The organism is Neisseria bergeri (assembly GCA_003044455.1).
GTDB classification, from domain to species: Bacteria; Pseudomonadota; Gammaproteobacteria; order Burkholderiales; family Neisseriaceae; genus Neisseria; species Neisseria bergeri.
On record POWY01000005.1, the window covers coordinates 1 to 22,467 of the forward strand.

The window sequence follows — 22,467 nt, forward strand, 5'->3', positions numbered from 1 at the left end:
AGACGAAACGGCGATGACGAAGTTTCGTTTGGCGATGTCGATACCTGCACAGTTGTATTGGGTACTCATCATAAACCTGCCTTGCATTCGGTTGTATTGTCTGGCAACTGTCCGGTTGTGTCGATGGATTGCCCTGCCCTCCCTGTGCTACGCAACGGTTGTCTGCCTTGGGTGGGCGCGGGTGGCGGCCGGGCGGTTTGTTGCTATGATACGGTGATTCCAATATACAAGAGCAACCGTATTGATATTTAATCCCCAATACCGCCGCCACCACCGCACATCGCGCATCCGCCACCGACCGTTGTTTCTCGTTCAACAGCTTTGCCGCTTCAGCCAGTGCTTGAGCCGACATCGCCGTCCCCGGTCTGACTTGGGGCAGCATTTTCGGCATCTTCTCCGCCAGCTCGTCCGACTGCCGTTTCATGATGGCTGCTCGGATTTCGGCAGGGAGGGAAGCGATTAAGTATTTTTTCAGACGGCCTCCACGCGCTTTGCCAGCTTCTTCGATGTACGGCCAGTCCTGCGTTTTGGCACGATATCTAATGCTTTCTAGGTTCTTGGGAAGACAGGGCAAACTTAAATTTTTCAGCTCCTCTAAGGATATGGTGTTGCTCATTTACTGCTCCTGATATAAACTTTTGTTTACTCTTTTGAGTAAGTTAAACCTGTTTGGGATAACGGCTAGGCCAAATCTCTTGAGGTGGAATGCCGAGAAAGTCTGAAATAATCCGTTCGCCTTTTGGATATTTAAATTGCAACGCGCTTTTTAATGTATTCGCGCTTAACCCGGATTCGATTGATAGTGCAGTAATTGTTTTCCCGCGTTTACGAACTGCTGCCACAATTTCCGCACGATGCCAATCTTGTTTTTGTCTTTCCGCATCTTCAATTTTTACCATTAATCTTTCTTTTAAGGTTTCCATACACATTCCTTTTGGGTTTGTTTGCTAAGTCATTTGACTTAGCGAAACGAATAATACTAACCAAAAGGATAGTTGTAAACCCTTTTGGTTAGTCAATTTACAGACAAATGGCGATTATTTTATAAACTTTTGTTTTTGATTAAGATTATTTCTAACCAAAAGGGAAGGTTTTTTGGTTAGTCTTTTTGTTAGAGAGAAACACATGACTTTTAAAAGCAGACTTCAGCTTTTATGGCCGGATTCGACATTGGAGGATATAGCCTCCAAGATAGATATGTCCTACATGGGACTGAATAAGGTATTTGCTAAAGATGGTTTGCCAAAAGCTGAAACACTTATAAAAATTCAAGAAGTTACCGGCTGTGATTTAAACTGGTTACTGACCGGCAAAGGTTTGCCGTTTGCTGACAAATCAAGACCGGAAAACGTTGGAGCCTTCCCGGTATCCAATACCGGCTCAGGCGCGGTGGATACCTTGGGCAATCCGGTTGATCTGCGTGAGTTTGTCTTTATCCCGCGATACAACGTTGAAGCGGCGGCAGGGCATGGACAAGCAGTGAATGATGAAAAACCATTATTCTGCATGGCTTTCCGGAGATACTGGATAGAAAACTACGTTACCCGGCAGACAGACAAGCTTTCTGTAATCGCCGTTAAAGGCGACAGCATGGAAGGCATCCTGAACCACGGCGACAACATCCTAATCAACCACGCCGAAACCGAGCCGCGCGACGGCCTGTACGTCCTACGCATAGGAAACGACCTGTTCGTCAAAAACATCCAACGCCTGCCTGGACGGCTCTTGGTCAAATCCGCCAATCCCCTCTACGAACCTTTTGAAATCGACCTCACAGCCGACAACACCGATACAGCCATCATCGGCCGGGTAGAATGGTTCGGTCGTACCGTAAACTGATTTTAAAACCCTCTTAAAATAGTTTTAAAAAATTCCCAATCCCGTCAGCTTTCAACAAAAAACCGCGCATTCCAGCGCGGTTTTGTGAAAAAGCTGGCGTAACTTTTCTGGATACAAAAAAACGCCGAAATCCACGTCTTCCGAAGATTTCAGCGTTTTTTTACTCTATTTGTTCCTTGTGCAAAAACTAACAGTCCCCCACAGGCATTTTGATTATCAAGTAAAGCTTTATCAGGCTTTTTTATTGTTCAACGCGGCTTTGACAAACGCGGTGAACAAAGGATGCCCTTTGCGCGGGTTGGAAGTGAATTCGGGATGGAACTGACAGGCGAAGAACCAAGGGTGGTTCGGCAGCTCGATGGTTTCGACCAAGCGTTCGCGTCCGGCAGATACACCGCCGATGACCAAGCCTGCTTTTTCCAACTGAGGAACATAGTTGTTGTTGACTTCGTAGCGGTGGCGGTGGCGTTCGCGGATATGTCCGCTACCGTAGATTTTGGCGGCGAGGCTGCCTGCTTTCAATTCGACTTCTTGCGCGCCCAAACGCATGGTGCCGCCCAAATCGGCGGATTCGTCGCGGGTTTCGACGCTGCCGTCGGCGGTTTGCCATTCGTCAATCAGGGCGACGACGGGGGCGGCGCATTTGAGGTCGAACTCGGTAGAATTCGCACCTTTCAAACCTGCCACGTCGCGGGCGTATTCAATCAGCGCAATCTGCATACCGAGGCAGATACCCAAATATGGCACGTTGTTTTCACGGGCGTAGCGCACGGCGGCGATTTTGCCTTCCACACCGCGCGAACCGAAACCGCCGGGAACGAGGATGGCATCCATATCTTTGAGCATAGAAACGTCGCCGTTGTTTTTCTCGATGCTTTCGCTGTCAACAAAGGTGATTTGTACGTCGGTTTCAGTGTGAATACCTGCGTGTTTCAAGGCTTCAATCAATGATTTGTAGGATTCGGTCAAATCGACGTATTTGCCGACCATGGCGATTTTGACGGTGTGTTTCGGGTTTTGGATGGCGTGGACGATTTTTTTCCATGCGGTCAAATCTGCCTGTTGCACGTTAAGCTGCAATTGCTCGGTAATGATGTTGTCGATGCCTTGGTCGTGCAGCATTTCGGGGCATTCGTAGATGCTGTCCACATCGTAGCTGCCGACAATCGCGCGTTCTTCCACGTTGCAGAACAAGGCGATTTTGCGGCGTTCGTCCGCAGGCATTATCCTGTCCATACGGCAAATCAGGATGTCGGGTTGCAAACCGATGCTCAACATTTCTTTAACGGTGTGCTGGGTCGGCTTGGTTTTGATTTCGCCTGCGGCGGCGATGTAGGGGACGTAGCTCAAGTGGGCGAACAGGGTGTTGCTGCGTCCCAACTGGCTTCGCATCTGGCGGATGGCTTCCAAAAACGGCAGCGATTCGATGTCGCCGACCGTGCCGCCGATTTCGACGATGGCGACATCGTAACCTGCCGCGCCTTCGTGGATGCGGCGTTTGATTTCGTCGGTAATGTGCGGGATGACTTGAACCGTGCCGCCGAGGTAGTCGCCCCGTCGTTCTTTGGCGATGACGTTTTCGTACACCTGCCCCGTGCTGAAGCTGTTGCGGCGGGTCATCGTGGAATCGATGAAACGTTCGTAGTGTCCCAAGTCGAGGTCGGTTTCCGCGCCGTCGTCGGTTACGAACACTTCGCCGTGTTGGAACGGGCTCATCGTGCCGGGATCGACGTTGATATAAGGATCGAGCTTGAGCATGGTAACGTTCAAGCCGCGCGATTCGAGGATGGCGGCAATAGAAGCGGCGGCGATACCTTTACCCAGTGAGGAGACAACGCCGCCGGTTACGAAAATGAATTTGGTCATGATGGAATACCCATATTGGAATGTGCGATTTTAACTTGAAGCGCGCGGTTCTGGCAAACGGACGGATGCCGTCTGAACGGTGGACGGCTGTTTTCAGACGGCATCTTTTCTTTATTTCCCGGTACTTTGGCGCAACTCGCGGCGCAGGATTTTGCCGACGTTGGACTTGGGCAACTCGTCGCGGAATTCGATATTTTTCGGTACTTTATATGCGGTTAATTCGGTGCGGCAAAAGGCGATAAGTTCTTCTTTGGTCAATGACGGGTCTTTTTTGACGACGAATACTTTGAGTGCCTCGCCGGTTTTTTCGTCGGGAACGCCGATACAGGCGACTTCCATCACTTTGCCGTGATGCGCGATGACTTCCTCGATTTCGTTCGGATAAACATTGAATCCGGAAACGACGACGAGGTCTTTTTTGCGATCGACCAGCTTCAACCAGCCTTTTTCGTCCATCACGGCAATATCGCCGGTTTCCAAAAAGCCGCGCGCGTCTATGGCTTTAGCGGTTTCTTCGGGGCGGTTCCAGTAGCCTTGCATCACTTGAGGGCCTTTTACCCACAATTCGCCCGGCTGCCCGACGGAAACTTCTTTGCCGTTTGCGTCGCGCAATTCTACTTCGGTGGACGAGACGGGCAAACCGATGCTGCCGCTGTATGATTCGATGTTTAAGGGGTTGCAGCACACGCCAGGGCTGGCTTCGGTCAAACCGTAGGCTTCGACGATGGGCGTACCGGTGATTTTTTTCCATTTTTCGGCAACGGCTTTTTGGGTCGCCATACCGCCGCCCAAAGTCAGCCGCAATCCTGAAAAATCGACTTCGGCAAAATCAGGCCGGTTGACCATCGCGTTAAACAGCGTGTTCACGCCGATAAATACGTTAACCTGCTGTTTTTTCAGTTCGCCGATAAAGCCTTTCATATCGCGCGGGTTGGTAATCAGGATGATTTTCGAGCCGGCATTGGCAAAAATCATCAGATTCACGGTTAAGGCGAAAATATGGTACAGCGGCAAGGCGGCGATAACGGTTTCTTTGCCCTCTCGCAATTGGTTTTTAATCCATTCTTTTGCCTGAAGCATATTGGCGCAGATGTTGCCGTGGCTCAACACCGCGCCTTTGGCAACGCCTGTCGTGCCGCCCGTGTATTGCAACAGCGCGGTATCTTCGCGGTTTAATGCGACCGCTTGGAAAACGTGCTTCGCCCCCTCTTTCAATGCCGTCTGAAAGGAAACGGTTTCCCGAATACGGTATTCGGGCACCATTTTCTTGATTTTCCGGATGACGAAATTCATCAGCGAACCTTTAAGCAGTCCGAACATTTCGCCGACGGAGGCGACGATGACGTATTTGATCTGCGTGCGCGGCAGCACCAGCTCCAGCGTGTTGGCGAAATTTTCCAAAACGATGATGGCGGTCGCGCCGCTGTCTTTCAACTGATGCTCCAACTCGCGCGGCGTATAGAGCGGATTGGTGTTCACCGCTACCAAACCTGCCTGCAAAATACCGAAAAGGGCAATCGGATATTGCAATACGTTCGGCATCATAATGGCAACACGTTCGCCGCGCGGCAGCTTGAGGACGTTTTGCAGATAAGAGGCGAAATCTGTTGCCAGTTTGCCGGTTTCGGCATAAGTGAGCGTTTTGCCCATATTTTGAAAAGCGGGCAGCCTGGCAAATTTTTCCACGCTTTGGCGGAATACATCGCTGATGGAATTGTATTGCGTAATGTCGATTTCGGCATTCACGCCCTGTTCATAACTGTCTAACCAGATTTTTTCCATAGGTATCGGTCTTTCAATAGTTTCATTTTCCAGCGACATAGACCGTTGCCCCTATAAATACTGAGATGGCAAAGGAAATATGCCTTCACTTTCTGGATAATTTTCCACATTACTAGACAGCCAGAGTTCAAAGATTTTGTAATCGTCAAAGAAACCATATATATACCCTCGCTTTAGTAAGTCTATATAATCTTTTTGAGAAACTACCAAAGAATTTCCGTTTCTTATTACTCTTGATTGTCTAATAAAAAGTTCTTTATTGTATGATAAGAAAATCGCTAAATCTGGATATATTATATTTTCTTTCTCTAAATCAACTTGCCCTATCAGTTTCCAAATCTTCTTTCTTATGGCTGTTTCTATACAGGCTTTATAAGTCTTAAACCCAACAGAAAGAAGCTCATCCATATTGGCTGTCTTTTCCGAGAGATAATCAAAAATACCAAACTCGTATTGCCTCACCCTACATATGTAAGCAAATTTCCCATTTGGGAGCGAGATTTCATAGATTTTTCCGTATTTTTTTACACTCTTATCCATATTGATTATTTTTAATGTGATTTATTTGATAAATTATCATCGAGTAGTCCCGTTTCGATCTCTTCGCTTGTTTGAGTTTCCCAATTCTCAATATGATGCTTCTGTTTTTTCGGTGATGCCCTCTTTTCCTTTTAGATAAAATTTGACGCACTGACATCTCATCAGCCCCACTCGTTCTACCAGTGTAGATTTTTCCTGTAGGATTCCCAGTTGCATCGAGTTCTGGTGCTTGATAAACAATATATTTAACCAACCCCTAGATGTCTAGCTCTCGAGCCCAAACACGCCGTCCTTCCTCGTCATACGCCTCTATGGGCGTGCCGAGGTAGTCAGAAATGATGGAGTAGCGTCAAAGTGGAATTGAGCGGAACTATGCCGCCTGAAAACCGTTTCAGACGGCATTACCTTTATCGCGTGATGATGACAGGCTTGTCGGTTGATTGGATGATGCCGCCGCCCAAGCAGATGTCGCCGTCGTACAGCACGGCGGACTGGCCCGGCGTAACCGCCCATTGAGGTTCGTCAAACACCAGCTCGACCGTTTCATCATCCAAATAGCTCAATTCGCAAGGCGCGTCCGCCATACGGTAACGCGTTTTGCAAGTATAGCGTCCTGCCTTCGGACGTTCGGGCAGCGTGAAACTCAAATCGTTCATCACAAGGCTGCGGGTATAGAGCAGCGGATGGTCGTGTCCTTGCACGACAATCAGTTCGTTTTTCGTCAAATCTTTAGCCGCAACAAACCACGGTTCGCCCGCGCCGCCGATGCCCAATCCTTTGCGCTGGCCCAATGTGTAAAACATCAGCCCAACGTGTTCGCCGACGGTTTTCCCTTCGGGCGTAACCATTTTGCCGTTGTCGGTCGGCAGGTATTTTTGCAGGAACTCGCGGAACGGACGCTCGCCGATGAAACAGATGCCCGTGCTGTCTTTTTTGGCGGCGGTCGGCAGTTTGAACTCGGCAGCAAGGCGGCGCACTTCGGGTTTTTCCAAACCGCCCAACGGAAAAATCGCGCGTTCGAGTTGGAAAGGCTTGAGGCGGTAGAGGAAATAGCTTTGGTCTTTGCTTCGATCCAAACCTTTGAGCAGGTAATGCACGCCGTTGCGGACTTCTTTGCGCGCATAGTGTCCGGTGGCAATGGTATCCGCGCCCTGCCCTACGGCGTAGTCCAAAAAGCATTTGAATTTGATTTCGGCGTTGCACAACACATCGGGATTCGGCGTGCGCCCCGCACTGTATTCCTTTAGAAAATAAGCAAAAACTTTGTCTTTATATTGCGCGGCGAAATTAACGATATCGATATCGATGCCGACAATATCGGCAACGGCGATGGCATCGAACGAATCCTGTTTGATGCTGCAATATTCGTCGTTGTCGTCGTCTTCCCAGTTCTGCATAAACACACCGCGCACTTGATAACCCTGCTGCTTGAGCAGGGCGGCGGTTACGGAAGAATCGACACCGCCGGAAAGCCCGACGATGATATTGGAGGGGTTTGATGTCGTACTCATACGCAGGATGGCTTGGAAACGGCGGTTTTTAAAGGCGGATTTTAACACATTTTAAAGGCGGGCATAAAAATGCCGTCTGAAAGCCCGGGCTTTTTCAGACGGCATTTCAAATATTTTCAGCAGATTAGTGCTGATGCGCTTCGCCGTGGTGATGACCGTGGTCCATTGCCGGCATCGGCGCGGTTTTGACTTCCAGTTGGACGGTTTGCGCTTTGGCGTTTTTAAATTTCAGGGTAACGGGAATCTTGTCGCCCTCTTTCAGTTGTTTTTTCAAACCCATAAACATCACGTGATAGCTGCCGGGTTTGAGTTCGGTAACGGATTTCGCCTCCAAAGGCACGCCGCCTTCGACTTCGCGCATACGCATCACGCCGTTGTCGTTGATGTGGGTATGCACTTCGACGCGGTCGGCAACAGGACTGCTTCCGCCGAGCAAAAAGTCTTGTTTGGCTTCGTCGTTGTGGATTTTCATGAACGCGCCGCCCATTTTCATACCTTCGACGGTGGTGCGCGCCCAGCCGTCCTCGACGTGGACTCCGGCGGCGGAAACCGCGCCTGCAAAACCTGCCATCATCACGGCTGCCAATAATTTTTTCATCTTTCTACTCCTTAAATGTCAAACGAGGATGCGCTCATCTTACAAACAAATACCGTTCGGAAATTTGATATAGATTAAGCGAATAATAAATACTACATACTAATCCTAAAGGATTACAAATCCTGCTGCAAGCGTTTTACCCGAACAGGGCAGACAGCCAAACCGCCGCCAACATCAGCATCGCGAACAATTGTGCGGCAGAACCTGCATCTTTGGCGCGTTTGGCCAGCTCGTGTTTTTCGGTCGAAGTATGATCGACGGCGGCTTCGACGGCGGTGTTGAACAGTTCGACAATGACCGACACAAAAGACGCGATAATCAACGGCAGGCGGACGGCGGTTTCAGAAACCCAAAAAAATGCCGCACACACCAGCAGCGCGTTCAGCCACAAAACCTGACGGAATGCCGCTTCGTAACGGTAGGCGGCGGCGATGCCGTCTATCGAATAGCCGAATGCGTTAATGACGCGCCTGATGCCGCCTTTGCCTTTTTTTTCTGCCGCGTAGGAGGAAGGTTCCATCGGTATCCTTTCAAAATGTCCTCAATATAGTGGATTAACAAAAACCAGTACGGCGTTGCCTCGCCTTAGCTCAAAGAGAACGATTCTCTAAGGTGCTGAAGCACCAAGTGAATCGGTTCCGTACTATTTGTACTGTCTGCGGCTTCGTCGCCTTGTCCTGATTTTTGTTAATCCACTATATATGCCGTCTGAAAACGGGGCGGCGGGGTGTCCGTACGGCATTAAGCGCATCCCTGCCGGCTGAGGGAAAACCCTGCCTGCCCGATCAAACCAGGCGGTTGTGAAGCAAAAGCCTTTCAGACGGCATCGGTTTAACGTACCGACCACGCGGCAACGGCATTGGCAAACATTGCCGCCACATCGAAACCTTTTTGTTTCATAATTTCTTGGAATCCGGTCGGGCTGGTCACGTTGACTTCGGTCAGGTTGCTGCCGATAACGTCCAAACCGGCCAGCAGGATGCCTCGCCGTTTGAGTTCGGGGGCGAGCGTTTCGGCGATTTCGCGGTCGCGTCCGCCCAATTCCTGCGCCACGCCGCGCCCGCCTGCCGCCAGATTGCCGCGTGTTTCGCCGTTTTGAGGAATACGCGCCAAAGCATAGGGGACGACTTCTCCACCGATAATCAGGATGCGTTTGTCGCCGTGTACGATTTCGGGAATGTAGCGTTGCGCCATAATGGTGCGGGAATCAAGCCGCATCAGGGTTTCGAGGATGCTGCCAATGTTAGGGTCTTTTTCGGTCAGGCGGAAGATGCCCATACCGCCCATACCGTCGAGCGGTTTGACGATGATGTCGCCGTGTTCTTTCAAAAATGCGCGGACATCGGCGGAACGGGTCGTTACCAGCGTGGGCGCGGTAAACCGGCTGAAATTCAAAATCGCCAGTTTTTCATTGAAGTCGCGCATCGCCTGTCCGCTGTTGAACACTTTCGCGCCCTGCTGCTCCGCCAGCGTCAGTAATTGGGTGGCGTAGAGGTATTGCATATCGAACGGCGGATCGGTACGCATAATCACGGCATCAAATGCTTTCAATGCCGTCTGAACTTTGTCTGCGGATTTGAACCACGCATGATCATCATCGTTTTTTGCACCCAAAAATTCAAATGCCGATGCCTGCGCCGTTACCAAACCGCCGTTTACAGACAATTCCCCGCTCAATGTATGAAACAGCCGCCAGCCGCGTTTTGCCATTTCGCGCATCATCGCGTAGGTGGTGTCTTTATAGGTTTTGAAACTTGCCATCGGGTCGGCGATAAAGAGGACTTTCATCATATTTCCTTTCCGGTGTGCCGAATGTGCCGCGTTTCGCGGATAAAGGAGAAATGCCGTCCGAACAATATTCAGACGGCAAGGATGAGGTTTTACTTAGGCTGCCAAGAATCTTTCAGCGTTACCGTGCGGTTAAACACCGGCGTGTCTTTGCTGTGGTCTTTGCGGTCGGTAACAAAATAGCCGATGCGCTCGAACTGCCAGCGGCTTTCTGCCGGCAAATCTTTTGCGGCAGGTTCGGCGTAGGCAGTGATTTCCTTGATGGATTCAGGATTAAGGAAATCGGTAAACGGCAGGTATTCGCCGTCTTCGCCGCGCACGGCATCGGGACGCTCGACGGTAAAGAGGCGGTCGTACAGGCGGACTTTGATTTCGGCGGCATGTTCGGCGGAAACCCAGTGAATCACGCCTTTGACTTTTCTGCCTTCAGGATTTTTGCCCAAAGTGTCGTGGTCGATGCTGCACTTGAGTTCAAGCACCTTGCCTGCCGCGTCTTTGACGACTTCATCGCACTTGATGACATAGCCGTGGCGCAAGCGCACTTCGCCGCCCGGAGTCAGGCGTTTGAATCCTTTGGGCGGATTTTCGGCAAAGTCGTCGGCTTCGATGTAAATGGTTTGTGAAACAGGTACTTCGCGATCGCCCATTTCCTCGTGGTTCGGATGGAACGCGGCATGGCGGCTTTGGGTTTTACCGGCTTCAAAGTTGGTCAGGGTAACTTTGAGCGGGTTCAACACCGCCATCAGGCGCGGGGCGGAGTTTTCCAGCTCTTCGCGAATCGCGCCTTCCAACACGCTCATATCGACGATGTTTTCAGATTTGGAAATACCGGCGCGTTTGGCAAACAGGCGCAGCCCTTCGGGCGTGTAGCCGCGGCGGCGCATACCGGAAATGGTCGGCATACGCGGATCGTCCCAGCCGGAAACGTGTTTTTCCACAACCAACTGATTCAATTTCCGTTTGGAGGTAATGGTGTACAAAAGCTCCAAACGGGAAAACTCGTATTGGCGCGGACGGGTGGCGTGCGGCGCAGGAATGTTGTCCAACACCCAATCGTAAAGCGGGCGGTGGGCTTCAAATTCGAGCGTACACAAGGAATGCGTGATGCCTTCGATGGCATCGGAAATGCAATGCGTGTAGTCGTACATCGGGTAGATGCACCATTTGTCGCCGGTGTTGTGGTGATGGGCGCGGCGGATGCGGTAGATGACGGGGTCGCGCATATTGATGTTGCCGGATGCCATGTCGATTTTCAGGCGCAGGGTTTTACTGCCGTCGGGAAATTCGCCGTTTTTCATGCGTGTGAACAGGTCGAGGTTTTCTTCGATACTGCGGTCGCGATAAGGGCTGTTTTTGCCCGCTTCGGTCAGCGTGCCGCGGTATTCGCGCATTTCTTCGGGTGTCAAATCATCGACATACGCTTTGCCGTCTTGGATTAAACCGACGGCGTAATCATAGAGCCGGTCGAAATAGTTGGAAGCGAAACGCGACTCGCCTGCCCAATGGAAGCCCAACCACTCGACGTCTTCTTTAATGGCGTTGACGTATTCGTCGTTTTCTTTTTCGGGGTTGGTGTCGTCGAAACGCAGATTGCACAAGCCGTCGTAAATATACGCCAAACCAAAGTTCAGGCAGATGGATTTGGCGTGTCCGATGTGCAGGTAGCCGTTGGGTTCGGGCGGGAAACGGGTTTGGACGGCTGTATGTTTGCCGCTTTTGAGGTCTTCTTCGATGATGGTGCGGATGAAATGGTTGTCCGCGAATTGGTCTTTATTGAGCATAGTTTTCTTTGAACGGATGGCTTCAGACGGCATTGGCATGATTCCGTATGCCGTCTGAAGCGGTTTGAGAATGTGTTTATTGTACCCGACTTGCGCGCTTTGACATAGCGTTCAGACGGCATCGGCAATCAGGCATTCCACCCCCGCCTCTTTCAGCATCTTCTGCATCGCGGTATCGGGCAGCCGGTCGGTAAATACTTTGTCAAATGCCGTAATGTCGCCGAGCCTGACCAGCGCGTTGCTGCGGAATTTGCTGTGATCCACGCCGAGGAAGCGGACGCGCGCGTTGGCTATCATCGCCTGCATGACGCTGACTTCCTTGTAATCGTAATCCAAAAGCGAACCGTCGCTCTCCACGCCGTGCGTACTCATCACGGCATAATCGACTTTGAACTGGTTGATAAAATCGACGGTTGCCACGCCGGTAATGCCGCCGTCCAAAGGGCGGACGACTCCGGAAGTGATGATGACCGTGTAATCCGTCCGCGCCGAAACGATGGAGGCGACGTGGATATTGTTGGTAATAATCCGCAGGCTGCCGCGCCGTCTCACCAGCTCCGATGCCACGGCTTCCATCGTCGTGCCGATACTGACAAACAGCGATGACTCGTCGGGAATATGTTCCGCAATCAGCCGGGCAATGGCGTTTTTTTCGTTTTGACATTGAATTTGGCGGCTGGCAGGCAGCCCCTCCGGCAAGTTTCCGCCCGAAGATGCACCGCCGTGATGGCGTTTCAGACTGCCGGCATCCTCCAACTCGCGGATGTCGCGGCGTATCGTCTGCGGGGTAACGTCCAATGCGGCGGCAAGCTCGTCCACCGACATAAACTGATGCCGGCGGACAAGGCTTAAAACCTCTCCGTGCCTTTGGATTTTCGGTTTCATCGTTTTCTGCCTCCTTGCATCGGGATGCCGATTTTACCGCGTTCAACCCAAAGCGGAAAACGACACCATCAAAAACGGCGCGGCAATGTTGACCACCACGCCGAAGCTAACCGCTACCGGCACGACTTCCAAACCGCCCGCACCCTGAATCACGGGCAATGTGAAATCCATACTGGTCGCGCCTCCGATTCCCACCGCCGCATCCGGAAAACGCTTCATCAGCAGCGGGATAAATGCCAGCGCGAACAACTCGCGCGCCAAGTCGTTCAACAGCGCGATGCTGCTCCACACCGCGCCGTAAGCCTCGGTCATTACCAAACCCGAGAGGGAATACCAGCCGAAGCCGGAAGCCATCGCCAAACCCTTCGCCCACGACACGCCGTCTGTCGAAACGGCAAACAGCAATCCGCCCGAAAGGGATGAAAGCATAAACCAGACCGAAAGCCGAATGCCTCGCCGGTTAAGCAAAACCTGCCGCAACGGCACGCCGCCGCTTTTGAGCTGCACGCCGATGAGGAACACCAGCAGCATCAGGCAGTACATACCCGCGTTTTCAGACGGCATCCAAATATCGCGCATCAGTTTTCCGAATGCGAATCCGAGCAGCACGCATCCGAGCTGCCTCACACTGCCCGACACCCCGACCGAAACGCCCTTCCCTTTCCCCCTTATCCGCCACGGGGACAACTTCCCCGACACTGCCAAGGCAAGCAGGTTCGCCCCGACCGTACAAACAAACAGCCACAGAACCGTCAACGCCATATCGCCCAACCGCGAACCCAAATCCTCCACGCGCGACAACGATACGCCGATCAGCAGCAGCACGGCATACACCAAAATCGACAGCACCTTGTCCAAAGCAGGCAGGTAAGGCTTGGGAACACGGATAAAAAATCCGGCAAACATCGGTACCAATACCGAAAGCAATGTAATTAAGCTGTTCATCTACTGCCTCCAATATATCGCGCCCCATCGTCGGAACGAGCCACTTCTTTGACCGACCCGTTTGACCGGCGGGCAAAAGGACTGTTCATTTTCATTACGACTCCTTCAAAGGCAGCGCGTCCAAGAGTCCTCCCCTCTTCAAGCGCGAAGGAAAAAGACGCCGGACGCAGGTCTTCAAAATAGAAATCCGCAGGCGAAATCAATATACCTTCCGCCATTTCAAGGGCTTCGAGAATATCGCACAAGGCAACCGCAAAACCGCCTTTTCCTGCGGGCGTAAATTTTGCGGGGCGGTACATTCTTCAACCTTTCTGCAAATCCTTGCGGGCTTGCCCTTGTTTTAAACCGAGCTGCTTTTTGACATCCTAATATTTACTTTCTTAACCATAGCATAAATTCCTCAGACTTATATATTTTAGTATAAGTATGACTTAAGGGATATGGCGCCGCGTGTTACGATTTGCTTCTTTTTAATTTTAGGATTTATATAAGTTATGGCTTGCCTGGGCTCGAAGTGATAAAGAGAGTATTTACTTTTCAACTATAAAAATATGAGATAGTTCCATGGGAAAACCGTAATTTAAGTTTTAATAAAGCACCTTCTAGGCGATATAAAAATTTTCTATAATTTTCATTTGGTTTATATTTATATATAAGCTGTATTTCAATAGTCTCATAGCTACTTTCTCCAAAATCTTCAAAAATTTGACCTGATTCAATATATTGAATATATGAATTTATTTTTTCTTGCAACAAAAACAAATGCTCGTTATCCCATTTTAAATGATCAGAAATAGTTAATATGAGTATTCCGTTTTCAATAGAGGCTGAATCAATTACGTTCTCTTCCAAAATAGACATTATCTTTTCCTTTCAGTGGTAACTTTAGTAGGTTTAATTTTGGTCTCCTTTGGATAGCCCGGTTTTCCCTTACCGACCACTGTTGCTCCCGTTCTTTCAATTTCAGGAAAAGCTTTTTTCTGATTTTTGGTAAATGGCGCAGTTATTGAAGCCTTATATCGGGCGGTAACTTCCAGCACAAAAAAAGCGGAGTAGTTCTTTCTGTATTTTTTCTTTAATCTTCAGTACATTATCTTCATGTTTCGAGGGTAACATATCTGCTAATCTAGTACAGTCTCAAAATATATTATAGATTCAATTGAAAAATAACAGATTCAACTGTACCTTTCTTATACCTGATTTCTTTAAAGTTTTTCCCATTGTCAAAACTATAAAAAAGTCTCTCTTCCTCACCAGAATATCCCATCTCTAATACTAAACAATCTATTTCACAATTACTCCCTCCACTCATATATGCAGTATCAATAGAAAATATATTACATAATTCCAGAGAATTATATTTATCTATATCAAACAGTTGCTCTCCAAAATCCAAACCATTGTTTCCACCTGCATAATACTTCTCTTCAAAGGATGATTTAAAACTGTTAAAAACTGTATTTAATGTAAAATACCCATATGGGCATATCTTAGGATATATATTCTCTCCTATTATTATCTGAATTTTTCCATAAATAAAACCATTACATTCAGAGTTTTCTTCCCATAAAACCCCAAATTTTCTTGTTGAGTCCATAATAATATTCATATAAATCCTTATTTTAATAACTTGTTCTTTGATTGATCGGGGTATGCTTTTTTAATTCCTGCTTTTTGTTGACTTGTTAAGGACAAGGGATTTTTCTTATCGGATGTAGAACCCACCCAATGCCAAGGTTCATTTTTCCTATCGCCCCCCCATATAACGATGAATATGTCCTTTATCATCAATTGCAAATCGCTGTTTACCAATTTGTACTGAGCTTTCAATTAATTGAACTGAATTCTTTGGCTCAATACCAGCATCAAACTTAAACCCTAACTGACCAGGAGTATGTTTAGGATTAGATTTATAAGTAGTTTCACTAACTGTTTTATCTGGATTTTTAATTTTTATTGAGATAGCTTGAGGAACAGGTATAGAAGACTCTACTCCCTGTCCTTTAGACGTACCAAAATCATTCTTTTGATAATTCTTCTGATGATTCTTCGACGCCAACACCGTATCCGGAATCCTGTCCCCCTTCGCAACATTGCCGTTTGCAGGGATACGGATATCCCCCGCACCCGCTAATAAGGGATCGCTTATCTCGCCCCATCAAAGGCTCACTGCTTTTCTTAACTACCTTTTTAACAACCGGGCGAAAAAGCTTTTTATGTCATCAGATAAATTAATATAAATTGATATTTCCTTACCTGTCGAACCCCGCCTTTCGGATGGCGGGATACGGCTTAGTTCGGAAAACCGACGATTGGTGCGGCACGCGGGTTGTTCCCGATGTGCGCCCCGCGTATTGGAACGCATCGGCATCAAATGCCATATTCCCCTGCCCTTACGCCTGGCTGCCCGCAACATCTGCACGCCATATCCGATGCCTTGCCCCATTCGGGAAGCCATACCCCGATTGCGGCAAAATGCGGGTCGATGCCGTCTGACCACTGCGGGACCGCATTTCGGCTTCAGACGGCATCAGGTTCGCCATTAAAAAACCGCCTGAACATCTGATTCAGACGGTTTTCTCTCCATCAGGCATTCAATCTTCCAAAGTCTTTTCCAAGCGTTCCATACAGTTGCCCAAATGGCGGCGCAGGATTTTGACCACGCGGTTGCGCCTGCCTGCCAGCAGCAGGTCGAGGATTTCGCGGTGTTCGGAATGCGTGTGCGTATTGATGGCGTGTTTTTCCTCGCGATGCACGCCCGCCACGGCGACAATCAGGGATGACCGCGCGCACAGCGTGTTCATAATGTCGAACAGCACATCGTTGCCCACCAGGCGCGCCAGTTCGACGTGGAAGGCATTGGACAGGCGGTTCCAGCCGACGCGGTCGCCCCTGCCGGAAGCCTCTTCTTCGCGCCGTATCATCGCATAAAGCGGCTTGAGGCGCGTTTCCAAATCCGGCAGGTCTGCGAGGATGTTCAAAATCATCGTCTCCATTTCGATGCGCGCATTGAACACATCCTGCATTTCTTTCAAATCGGGAACGTGGACGAACGCGCCCCTGTTGGGTTGCAAATCGACAATCTTGTCGTGCGCCAAAAGCGACAGCGCGCCGCGGACGGTGTTGCGCGAACACACCATCTGACGGCAAAGTTCGGATTCGGTCAGCTTTTTGCCGGGCAGCAGCACCTGATCAGTAATGCCGTCCAAAATCAGGGCGTAAACACGGAACAGTTCCGAATCGTGCCGCTCTTCGAGAATCAGGGAAGACGTGGTCGGCGCATGGATAATGTCGTCGTTTTCAAAGTTCATGATGTTTTCCGTATTTTTACGCTTTCAAATTTTTTAAGATGTTTTAAGACGGCTATGTTTCAAATCGTGTCGGGGAAATCAAAGTATTACACAAATTTATTTTATAGTGGATTAAATTTAAATCAGGACAAGGCGACGAAGCCGCAGACAGTACAGATAGTACGGCAAGGCGAGGCAACGCCGTACTGGTTTAAATTTAATCCACTATAATTCAATAAATTAATATATGGCTTAAAATAACGGGATACCCGCCTTCCGTCCTACTGCAGAAGCAGGCGGGCATCATTTTAAAACGCGGCATTTAAAATTTGACCGAAAATTGTTGACAATCCGGAATCAAGCCTGCACAATACCCCGACAAGTCCAAGTATTATAAAGGCTGAATAAAGAGGAAACAGCAGGCAGATATATTCGGGAGGTGCAGTCCGAATATATCTGCTTTTTTATGCACCTCCGGCTTGCCTGCCGCCCCCCTCCTTCAGACGGCATCGGCCGTTTCCCCATAATGCCGCCCGATGCCTATTTCTCCGCCCCGGCAATTTCAAAACTGTGGGTAATCTTTGCCGCCTTGCCCAGCATAATCGAGGCCGAACAGTATTTTTCGGCAGACATCTGCACGGCGCGCCCGATGGCCTGTTCTTTCAAATCGTGCCCGATTACCTTGAAATGGATGTGGATTTCAGTAAACACGCGCGGTGCATCGTCCGCCCGTTTCGCCGTTACCGTCGCACGGCAGTCAGTCACTTTCTGACGCTGTCTTTCGGCAATCATCACCACATCGATGCTCGAACAGCCCGCCACGCCCAACAGCAGCATTTCCAAAGGGCTGGGTCCGCGCCTGACCGCACCTTCCACCGCCGAACCCTCCATAACGACGCTGTGCCCGCCTTCAGTCGTACCGACAAAACACATCCCGTCTATCCATTTTGATGTAACCTGCATAGTGTCATTCCTGAAAATAGCGTTAAAACCGCCCTGCATATGGCGTTGTTGCAAACAATTTCAAGCGGCTTATACAGAAATATGGACAAAACGGCAAAAAACCGCCCGAAAACCGGTTTACAGTTTGGCGGCCTGGCCGTTGATCTGCACCGATTTGAGCTTCAGCGTATAGGTTTTGCCGTCGTCGGTATAGCCGATTTGTGCCGGAATATTGTTCAGGGACGGTGCGAAGAAATACGTTACTGTATCGTCGCCGCGCCGCACCTGATATTTGACAACCTCGGTTTCCGCGCCGCCTATGCTGTATTTTCCCGTACCCGCCTTATTCAAACCGCCGACGGAATAAAGTTTTTTGCCGTTGGTAATTTTCAGCCCCTGAGGGAGTTTCGCGTCGTTTGCCGCCAACTGCCAGGCAAGCGTGAACAAATCCATAGCCTTGGGGCTTTGCTCGGTTTTGCTCTCGCCCGCTTTGCCGTAAGTTACGCTGCCGTTGCCGAATTTGGCTTCCGCATACAGTTTGCCCCTGCGTATGTCTTTATAGTAGGCGGGGTGCAGGGTATTGCCGGCAACCGTACCGCCGGACTCAAAACGGATGTTGTACAGCGGCACTTTAATCGTGGAAACAATTTTGTAAGCATTGCCGCTGCGTTCAAATGTCATCGTGGCGGGAATGCCGTAGCTGCCCGAATAATGCAGCACGGCGGATTGGGGCAGCCCTGCCGCATACGCGCACGGCAGGGCGGCGGACAAAATGGCGGCGGAAAATATATTTTTAAAAGTCTGCATCATTTGCTCCCGCCCGGTTTACGCCGTCAGGAAACGGGCGGCATCGGCGCTTTCCGAATTTCTGACGCGGTTTCCCTCGATAATCAGGCGGCCGGCGGCAAAATCGGCAACGGCTTTCGGATAGAGTTTGTGTTCGACAGCCAAAACCCGGGCGGCAACATCGTCTGCCGTATCGCCGTCGAGTATCGGCACAACCCCTTGCGACACAATCGGACCGCAATCCAGTTCGGCAGTAACGAAATGGATGGTGCAGCCGGCAACGCGGCAACCCGCCTCCAAAGCGCGTTCGTGCGTATGAAGTCCGGTAAACGAGGGAAGGATGGACGGGTGAATGTTCATCAGCCTGCCTTCGTAATGGGCGCAGAACTCGGGGGTTAGAATCCGCATAAAACCTGCCAAAACCACCAAGTCAGGTTGATATGCGTCGATTTTTTCCATCATGGCGGTATCGAAGGCAAGCCGGGACGCAAAGTTTTTATGATTCAGGCTGTCGGTCGGAATACCCTGACCGGCCGCCCATTTCAGTCCTTCCGCCGTTTCGCTGTTGCTTAACACGGCAGCGATATGGACATTTGGAACGGCGGCATTGACGATTGCCTGCATGTTGCTGCCGCGTCCGGAAATCAGGATGACGATGTTTTTCATAATGGTGCGCTTTTGAAAGGGATGCCGTCTGAACCGCTGTTTGGTGGCTTCAGACGGCATTTGCCGTAAAAATGCCCGAAAACCTGTTTCGGGCAAGGGTTCGGACTTAATTTACTTTTTTGATGTCGACTTGTGCCGGCTGTTGGGCAGACGCATTTTCGGGTGCACCAACCTTAACCAGTTTCACATCAAATACCAAAGTAGAGTTCGGACCGATTTTTTCGCCCGCACCCTGTTCGCGGTAGGCAAGGTTGGACGGGATGTAGAACGTGGCTTCGCCGCCTTCTTTCAGAAGCTGTACGCCTTCGGTCCAACCCGGAATCACTTGGCTTAATGGGAAGGTGGCCGGGCCGCCGTTGGCTTTGCTGCTGTCGAATACCGTACCGTCAATCAGGCGGCCTTCGTATTCCACGGTAACAATGTCGTCTTTGGTCGGCTGTTTGCCTTCGCCCTGTTTGGTGATTTTGTATTGCAGTCCGGAAGCGGTGGTTTTCACACCTTCTTTGCCGGCATTTTCTTTCAGGAAGGCTTCGCCTTTTTCTTTATTGGCCTTCGCGTCCGCCTTGTGTTTTTCTACAGCTTTTGCCTGTTGTTCCTGAAGGAATTTCATCATGACTTCCTGAGCCTGCTCTTCAGTCATTTTGATTTCTTTGCCGTCATACACTGCCTGCATGGCTTCGGTAAAGACTTTCAAATCGATTTCCGCGCCCTGTTCCTTCATTTGTTTCAGGGAGCGTCCGATGTCCACGCCCATCGCATAGCTTGCCTGCTGCATCGTGCTGCCGATTGAAGAGGTGTCGCCCTGCGCGGCAGAAGCGGCGGCAGGTTCGGATGCGGATGCGGATGCGGATGCGGCTTCTTTTTTGCCGCAGGCGGAAAGTGCCAAAGCGGCGGAAAGGGTCAGTGCGCTGATTTTGAAAATTGTGTTCATGATGGATCTTCGCTGTCGATAAGGTCGGAAAAACGGGATTATAGCCGAGTTTGAATGTTTCAACACACAGGATGACACATAAAGCGTCAATCGTGTGTTGCCCTGTTTTGGAAGGGATTGAACCTTCCAAAATAAGGTCTGATTCTACCGCCCCGAGGGACAGATGTCCAAGTGGCGGGGTTCAACCGATAAGGAAATTTTAATCAAATAGAATCAAGCCTGTTTAAATTTTGTAAATGCGGCATTTCAGACGGCATTTTATGCCTTGCCCTCCATGCCGTGATGTTCGATGGCAAAACCGCTTCGGCGGTAGGCGGTAAAGCGTTCGCGCGCGTCGGCGAGATCTTCCAAGCTGTTGCCGACGATTTCAAGGATGCGTTCCGTCAATACGGGCGCGGTGTCCCAAAAATCATCCGATAAATTAAGAACCGTCATATCTTCCGCAATTTCGGGAATGCTGCCGCCTGCCGCCAGCAAAACCGGCGTATCCTCCGGCATCGGACACCCCGCCTCCCAAATTTCGTGCGGAATGAAACTCTCGGCTTCGTATTGCCAAAGCATTTTGTCCAATTCCTGAAGCTGCCCGAACGAGTCGGACCACACCAGTATCCTACCCCCGTCTCGGATGGCGCGCGCAATCAACCGACAGGTAAAAAGGGGGATTTGGTCAACATGGGTATAAAAGGTAACTTTCGGCATATTGTTTGAGCATTTGACAGGATGATGCCGTCTGAAAGGCTTCAGACGGCATTTTGGCAAAATTAAAGATTCCGCAGATAGTTCAGCAGCAGGGGAACGGGGCGACCGGTCGCGCCTTTTTCACCGCCGGATTTCCACGCCGTACCCGCAATGTCGAGATGCGCCCACGGGTAGTCTTCGGTGAAGTAAGACAAGAAGGTGGCGGCGGTAATCGTGCCTGCGCCGGGTGTGCCAATATTAGGGATGTCGGCAAAATTGGATTTGAGCTGGTCTTTATAGGTTTCAAAGAGCGGCAGTTGCCACGCTTTGTCGTCCACGTTGCGGGAGGCGGCCAGCAGGCTGTCGACCAAATCTTGATTGTTGCCCATCACGCCGCTGACGTCATGACCCAAGGCGATGATGCACGCGCCGGTCAGGGTGGCGACGTCGATAACGGCTTTGGGTTTGAATTGTTCGGCGTAAGTGAGCGCGTCGCACAAAATCAGACGGCCTTCGGCATCGGTGTTCAACACTTCGATGGTCAAGCCTTTCATGCTTTTCACCACGTCGCCCGGTTTATTTGCCGCGCCGGAAGGCATATTTTCACAAGTGGCGACGACGGCAATCAGGTTGATCGGCAGTTGCAGTTTGACGGCGGCGCAGAAGGTGCTGATGACGGTTGCCGCGCCGCACATGTCGAACTTCATTTCGTCCATGTTCAGGCCGGGTTTTAGGGAAATGCCGCCGGTGTCGAAGGTAATGCCTTTGCCGACCAAGACGACGGGCGCGGCTTCTTTGTCAGCCGCACCGAAATAGCTCAGCTCGACCAAATAAGGGTCTTCGACGCTGCCTTTGGCGACCGACCAGAACGAACCCATGTTTTCTTTGATGTAGTCTTTTTCGATGATTTTGGCGTGTGCGCCCAGTTTTTCGGCTTCGGCTTTGGCGGTACGCGCGAGGAATTCAGGCGTACATTCGTTGGGCGCGGCATTGCCCAAGTCGCGGCAGAGGCTTTGTCCGTAAACTTGCGCTTCGGCAACGCGCAGGGCTTCTTTGACGGCGGCTTCGTATGCGGTGTGAAACACGGCTTGTGCGAATTTGGCAGGCTTGGCTTCTTTTTTGTAGCGGTCGAAACGATAGGCAGCATTGCCGAACGCAATCGCAAACGCTTCGGCTACGGCGGCGGCTTGAGCTTCATCGAAGGCATGGATGTCCGCATTGACCGTTTCCTGATTTTGCGCCCATTTCGCGGCTTCGGCTGCGGCTTTGTTCAATGCGGCGCGGTCGGTGCTTTTCAGACGGCATACGGCAACAGCCTGCAAACCGTTATCCGTCGGGATTTTGGTGTCGACAAAAGTTTGACCTTCTTCAAGCGAAGACAAAAGGGCAAGGGCGGTCGGGTGGTTTAATTGCGCCTCTTCGGCGCAGACAAATAATTGCGCACCTGCCTGTTGAGCCTGCAAAGTTTCGGCTTTTGTGCTAAATTTCACGTTTATCCTCCTGATTGAGATGGTTTCGGGTAGTTTCAGACAACCCTTTGCATCAAGAGGCCGTCTGAAAACGGTTGGAAAGATTGTACTCCATTTGAGAGGTCGTCTGAAACCTTGCGCAGACAATCCGCCTGCGCCGAACCGCTTAC

General features: G+C 50.4%; 24 protein-coding genes and 2 pseudogenes. 1 reads left to right on the plus strand and 25 read right to left on the minus strand.

All coding sequences use genetic code 11. The features are described from left to right. Positions 1 to 229: 229 nt before the first annotated feature. Together DBY86_RS14115 and DBY86_RS06400 are read right to left on the minus strand one after the other, a co-directional pair. Positions 230 to 616: pseudogene (locus tag DBY86_RS14115) on the minus strand (DNA-binding protein); the annotation flags it as partial. Between the two features lie 43 nt (positions 617 to 659). Further along, on the minus strand, positions 660 to 923 hold the full coding sequence (locus tag DBY86_RS06400; protein WP_079453753.1) for a helix-turn-helix domain-containing protein: 264 nt from the start codon (positions 921 to 923) through the stop codon (positions 660 to 662). A gap of 202 nt (positions 924 to 1,125) precedes the next feature. On the opposite strand from DBY86_RS06400, the gene DBY86_RS06405 reads away from it, so the two are divergent. Then, complete coding sequence (locus DBY86_RS06405) at positions 1,126 to 1,839, plus strand: S24 family peptidase (protein ID WP_107819351.1); 714 nt, start codon at positions 1,126 to 1,128, stop codon at positions 1,837 to 1,839. 231 nt (positions 1,840 to 2,070) lie between these two features. Here DBY86_RS06405 and DBY86_RS06410 read toward each other — a convergent pair whose 3' ends face one another. The 23 genes and pseudogenes from DBY86_RS06410 to DBY86_RS06525 all read right to left on the minus strand — a co-directional run bounded on the left by DBY86_RS06410 (position 2,071) and on the right by DBY86_RS06525 (position 22,318). Beyond that, positions 2,071 to 3,705: a CTP synthase gene (locus DBY86_RS06410; protein WP_107819352.1), complete on the minus strand. Its 1,635-nt coding sequence runs from the start codon at positions 3,703 to 3,705 to the stop codon at positions 2,071 to 2,073. Positions 3,706 to 3,816: 111 nt separating this feature from the next. Beyond that, a complete protein-coding gene (locus DBY86_RS06415) occupies positions 3,817 to 5,487 on the minus strand; it encodes an AMP-binding protein (protein ID WP_107819353.1) in 1,671 nt (556 codons plus the stop codon). Between the two features lie 51 nt (positions 5,488 to 5,538). Continuing rightward, a complete protein-coding gene (locus DBY86_RS06420; RefSeq protein WP_107819354.1) occupies positions 5,539 to 6,027 on the minus strand; it encodes an Imm26 family immunity protein in 489 nt (162 codons plus the stop codon). 407 nt (positions 6,028 to 6,434) lie between these two features. Continuing rightward, on the minus strand, positions 6,435 to 7,538 hold the full coding sequence (gene mnmA, locus DBY86_RS06425) for a tRNA 2-thiouridine(34) synthase MnmA (RefSeq protein WP_107819447.1): 1,104 nt from the start codon (positions 7,536 to 7,538) through the stop codon (positions 6,435 to 6,437). Between the two features lie 124 nt (positions 7,539 to 7,662). Then, positions 7,663 to 8,136 carry a copper chaperone PCu(A)C gene (locus DBY86_RS06430; protein WP_107819355.1) on the minus strand — a complete coding sequence of 158 codons (474 nt, stop codon included), beginning with the start codon at positions 8,134 to 8,136 and terminating at the stop codon, positions 7,663 to 7,665. A 136-nt stretch (positions 8,137 to 8,272) separates the two neighbouring features. Then, entirely contained in the window at positions 8,273 to 8,656 is a 384-nt protein-coding gene (locus DBY86_RS06435) for a diacylglycerol kinase (RefSeq protein ID WP_002235063.1), read from the minus strand. A 311-nt stretch (positions 8,657 to 8,967) separates the two neighbouring features. Then, positions 8,968 to 9,924, minus strand: a complete 957-nt coding sequence (gshB, locus tag DBY86_RS06445; RefSeq protein WP_199901062.1) for a glutathione synthase — start codon at positions 9,922 to 9,924, stop codon at positions 8,968 to 8,970. Positions 9,925 to 10,016: 92 nt separating this feature from the next. Next, positions 10,017 to 11,705 (minus strand): glutamine--tRNA ligase/YqeY domain fusion protein, encoded by a 1,689-nt coding sequence (locus tag DBY86_RS06450; protein WP_199901063.1) that lies wholly within the window; start codon positions 11,703 to 11,705, stop codon positions 10,017 to 10,019. 111 nt (positions 11,706 to 11,816) lie between these two features. Beyond that, a complete protein-coding gene (locus DBY86_RS06455; RefSeq protein WP_107819359.1) occupies positions 11,817 to 12,590 on the minus strand; it encodes a DeoR/GlpR family DNA-binding transcription regulator in 774 nt (257 codons plus the stop codon). A gap of 42 nt (positions 12,591 to 12,632) precedes the next feature. Further along, entirely contained in the window at positions 12,633 to 13,535 is a 903-nt protein-coding gene (locus tag DBY86_RS06460; RefSeq protein WP_107819360.1) for a LysO family transporter, read from the minus strand. Beyond that, complete coding sequence (locus DBY86_RS06465; protein ID WP_107819361.1) at positions 13,532 to 13,834, minus strand: hypothetical protein; 303 nt, start codon at positions 13,832 to 13,834, stop codon at positions 13,532 to 13,534. Before DBY86_RS06465 ends, DBY86_RS06460 begins: the two co-directional genes overlap by 4 nt. 238 nt (positions 13,835 to 14,072) lie before the next feature. Next, positions 14,073 to 14,396, minus strand: a complete 324-nt coding sequence (locus DBY86_RS06470) for a DUF6572 domain-containing protein (RefSeq protein ID WP_002222093.1) — start codon at positions 14,394 to 14,396, stop codon at positions 14,073 to 14,075. Between the two features lie 286 nt (positions 14,397 to 14,682). Then, complete coding sequence (locus tag DBY86_RS06480; protein ID WP_107819362.1) at positions 14,683 to 15,144, minus strand: hypothetical protein; 462 nt, start codon at positions 15,142 to 15,144, stop codon at positions 14,683 to 14,685. An 8-nt stretch (positions 15,145 to 15,152) separates the two neighbouring features. Next, positions 15,153 to 15,681, minus strand: a pseudogene (locus DBY86_RS14120) (hypothetical protein); the annotation flags it as partial. A gap of 106 nt (positions 15,682 to 15,787) precedes the next feature. Further along, positions 15,788 to 15,916, minus strand: a complete 129-nt coding sequence (locus tag DBY86_RS13950) for a hypothetical protein (protein WP_300905527.1) — start codon at positions 15,914 to 15,916, stop codon at positions 15,788 to 15,790. Between the two features lie 12 nt (positions 15,917 to 15,928). Continuing rightward, positions 15,929 to 16,066 (minus strand): hypothetical protein, encoded by a 138-nt coding sequence (locus DBY86_RS13000; protein ID WP_159068557.1) that lies wholly within the window; start codon positions 16,064 to 16,066, stop codon positions 15,929 to 15,931. Positions 16,067 to 16,129: 63 nt separating this feature from the next. Next, a complete protein-coding gene (locus DBY86_RS06490; protein WP_002212831.1) occupies positions 16,130 to 16,846 on the minus strand; it encodes a GntR family transcriptional regulator in 717 nt (238 codons plus the stop codon). Positions 16,847 to 17,365: 519 nt separating this feature from the next. Beyond that, entirely contained in the window at positions 17,366 to 17,788 is a 423-nt protein-coding gene (locus DBY86_RS06500; RefSeq protein WP_107819363.1) for an OsmC family protein, read from the minus strand. A 117-nt stretch (positions 17,789 to 17,905) separates the two neighbouring features. Then, positions 17,906 to 18,577, minus strand: a complete 672-nt coding sequence (locus DBY86_RS06505; RefSeq protein ID WP_107819364.1) for a DUF3108 domain-containing protein — start codon at positions 18,575 to 18,577, stop codon at positions 17,906 to 17,908. A gap of 15 nt (positions 18,578 to 18,592) precedes the next feature. Next, positions 18,593 to 19,219, minus strand: a complete 627-nt coding sequence (purN, locus tag DBY86_RS06510) for a phosphoribosylglycinamide formyltransferase (RefSeq protein WP_107819448.1) — start codon at positions 19,217 to 19,219, stop codon at positions 18,593 to 18,595. A gap of 106 nt (positions 19,220 to 19,325) precedes the next feature. Then, complete coding sequence (locus DBY86_RS06515; RefSeq protein ID WP_107819449.1) at positions 19,326 to 20,150, minus strand: FKBP-type peptidyl-prolyl cis-trans isomerase; 825 nt, start codon at positions 20,148 to 20,150, stop codon at positions 19,326 to 19,328. A 258-nt stretch (positions 20,151 to 20,408) separates the two neighbouring features. Beyond that, positions 20,409 to 20,849: a DNA polymerase III subunit chi gene (locus DBY86_RS06520; RefSeq protein ID WP_107819365.1), complete on the minus strand. Its 441-nt coding sequence runs from the start codon at positions 20,847 to 20,849 to the stop codon at positions 20,409 to 20,411. A 62-nt stretch (positions 20,850 to 20,911) separates the two neighbouring features. Next, a complete protein-coding gene (locus DBY86_RS06525; RefSeq protein ID WP_107819366.1) occupies positions 20,912 to 22,318 on the minus strand; it encodes a leucyl aminopeptidase in 1,407 nt (468 codons plus the stop codon). Between the last annotated feature and the right edge of the window lie 149 nt (positions 22,319 to 22,467).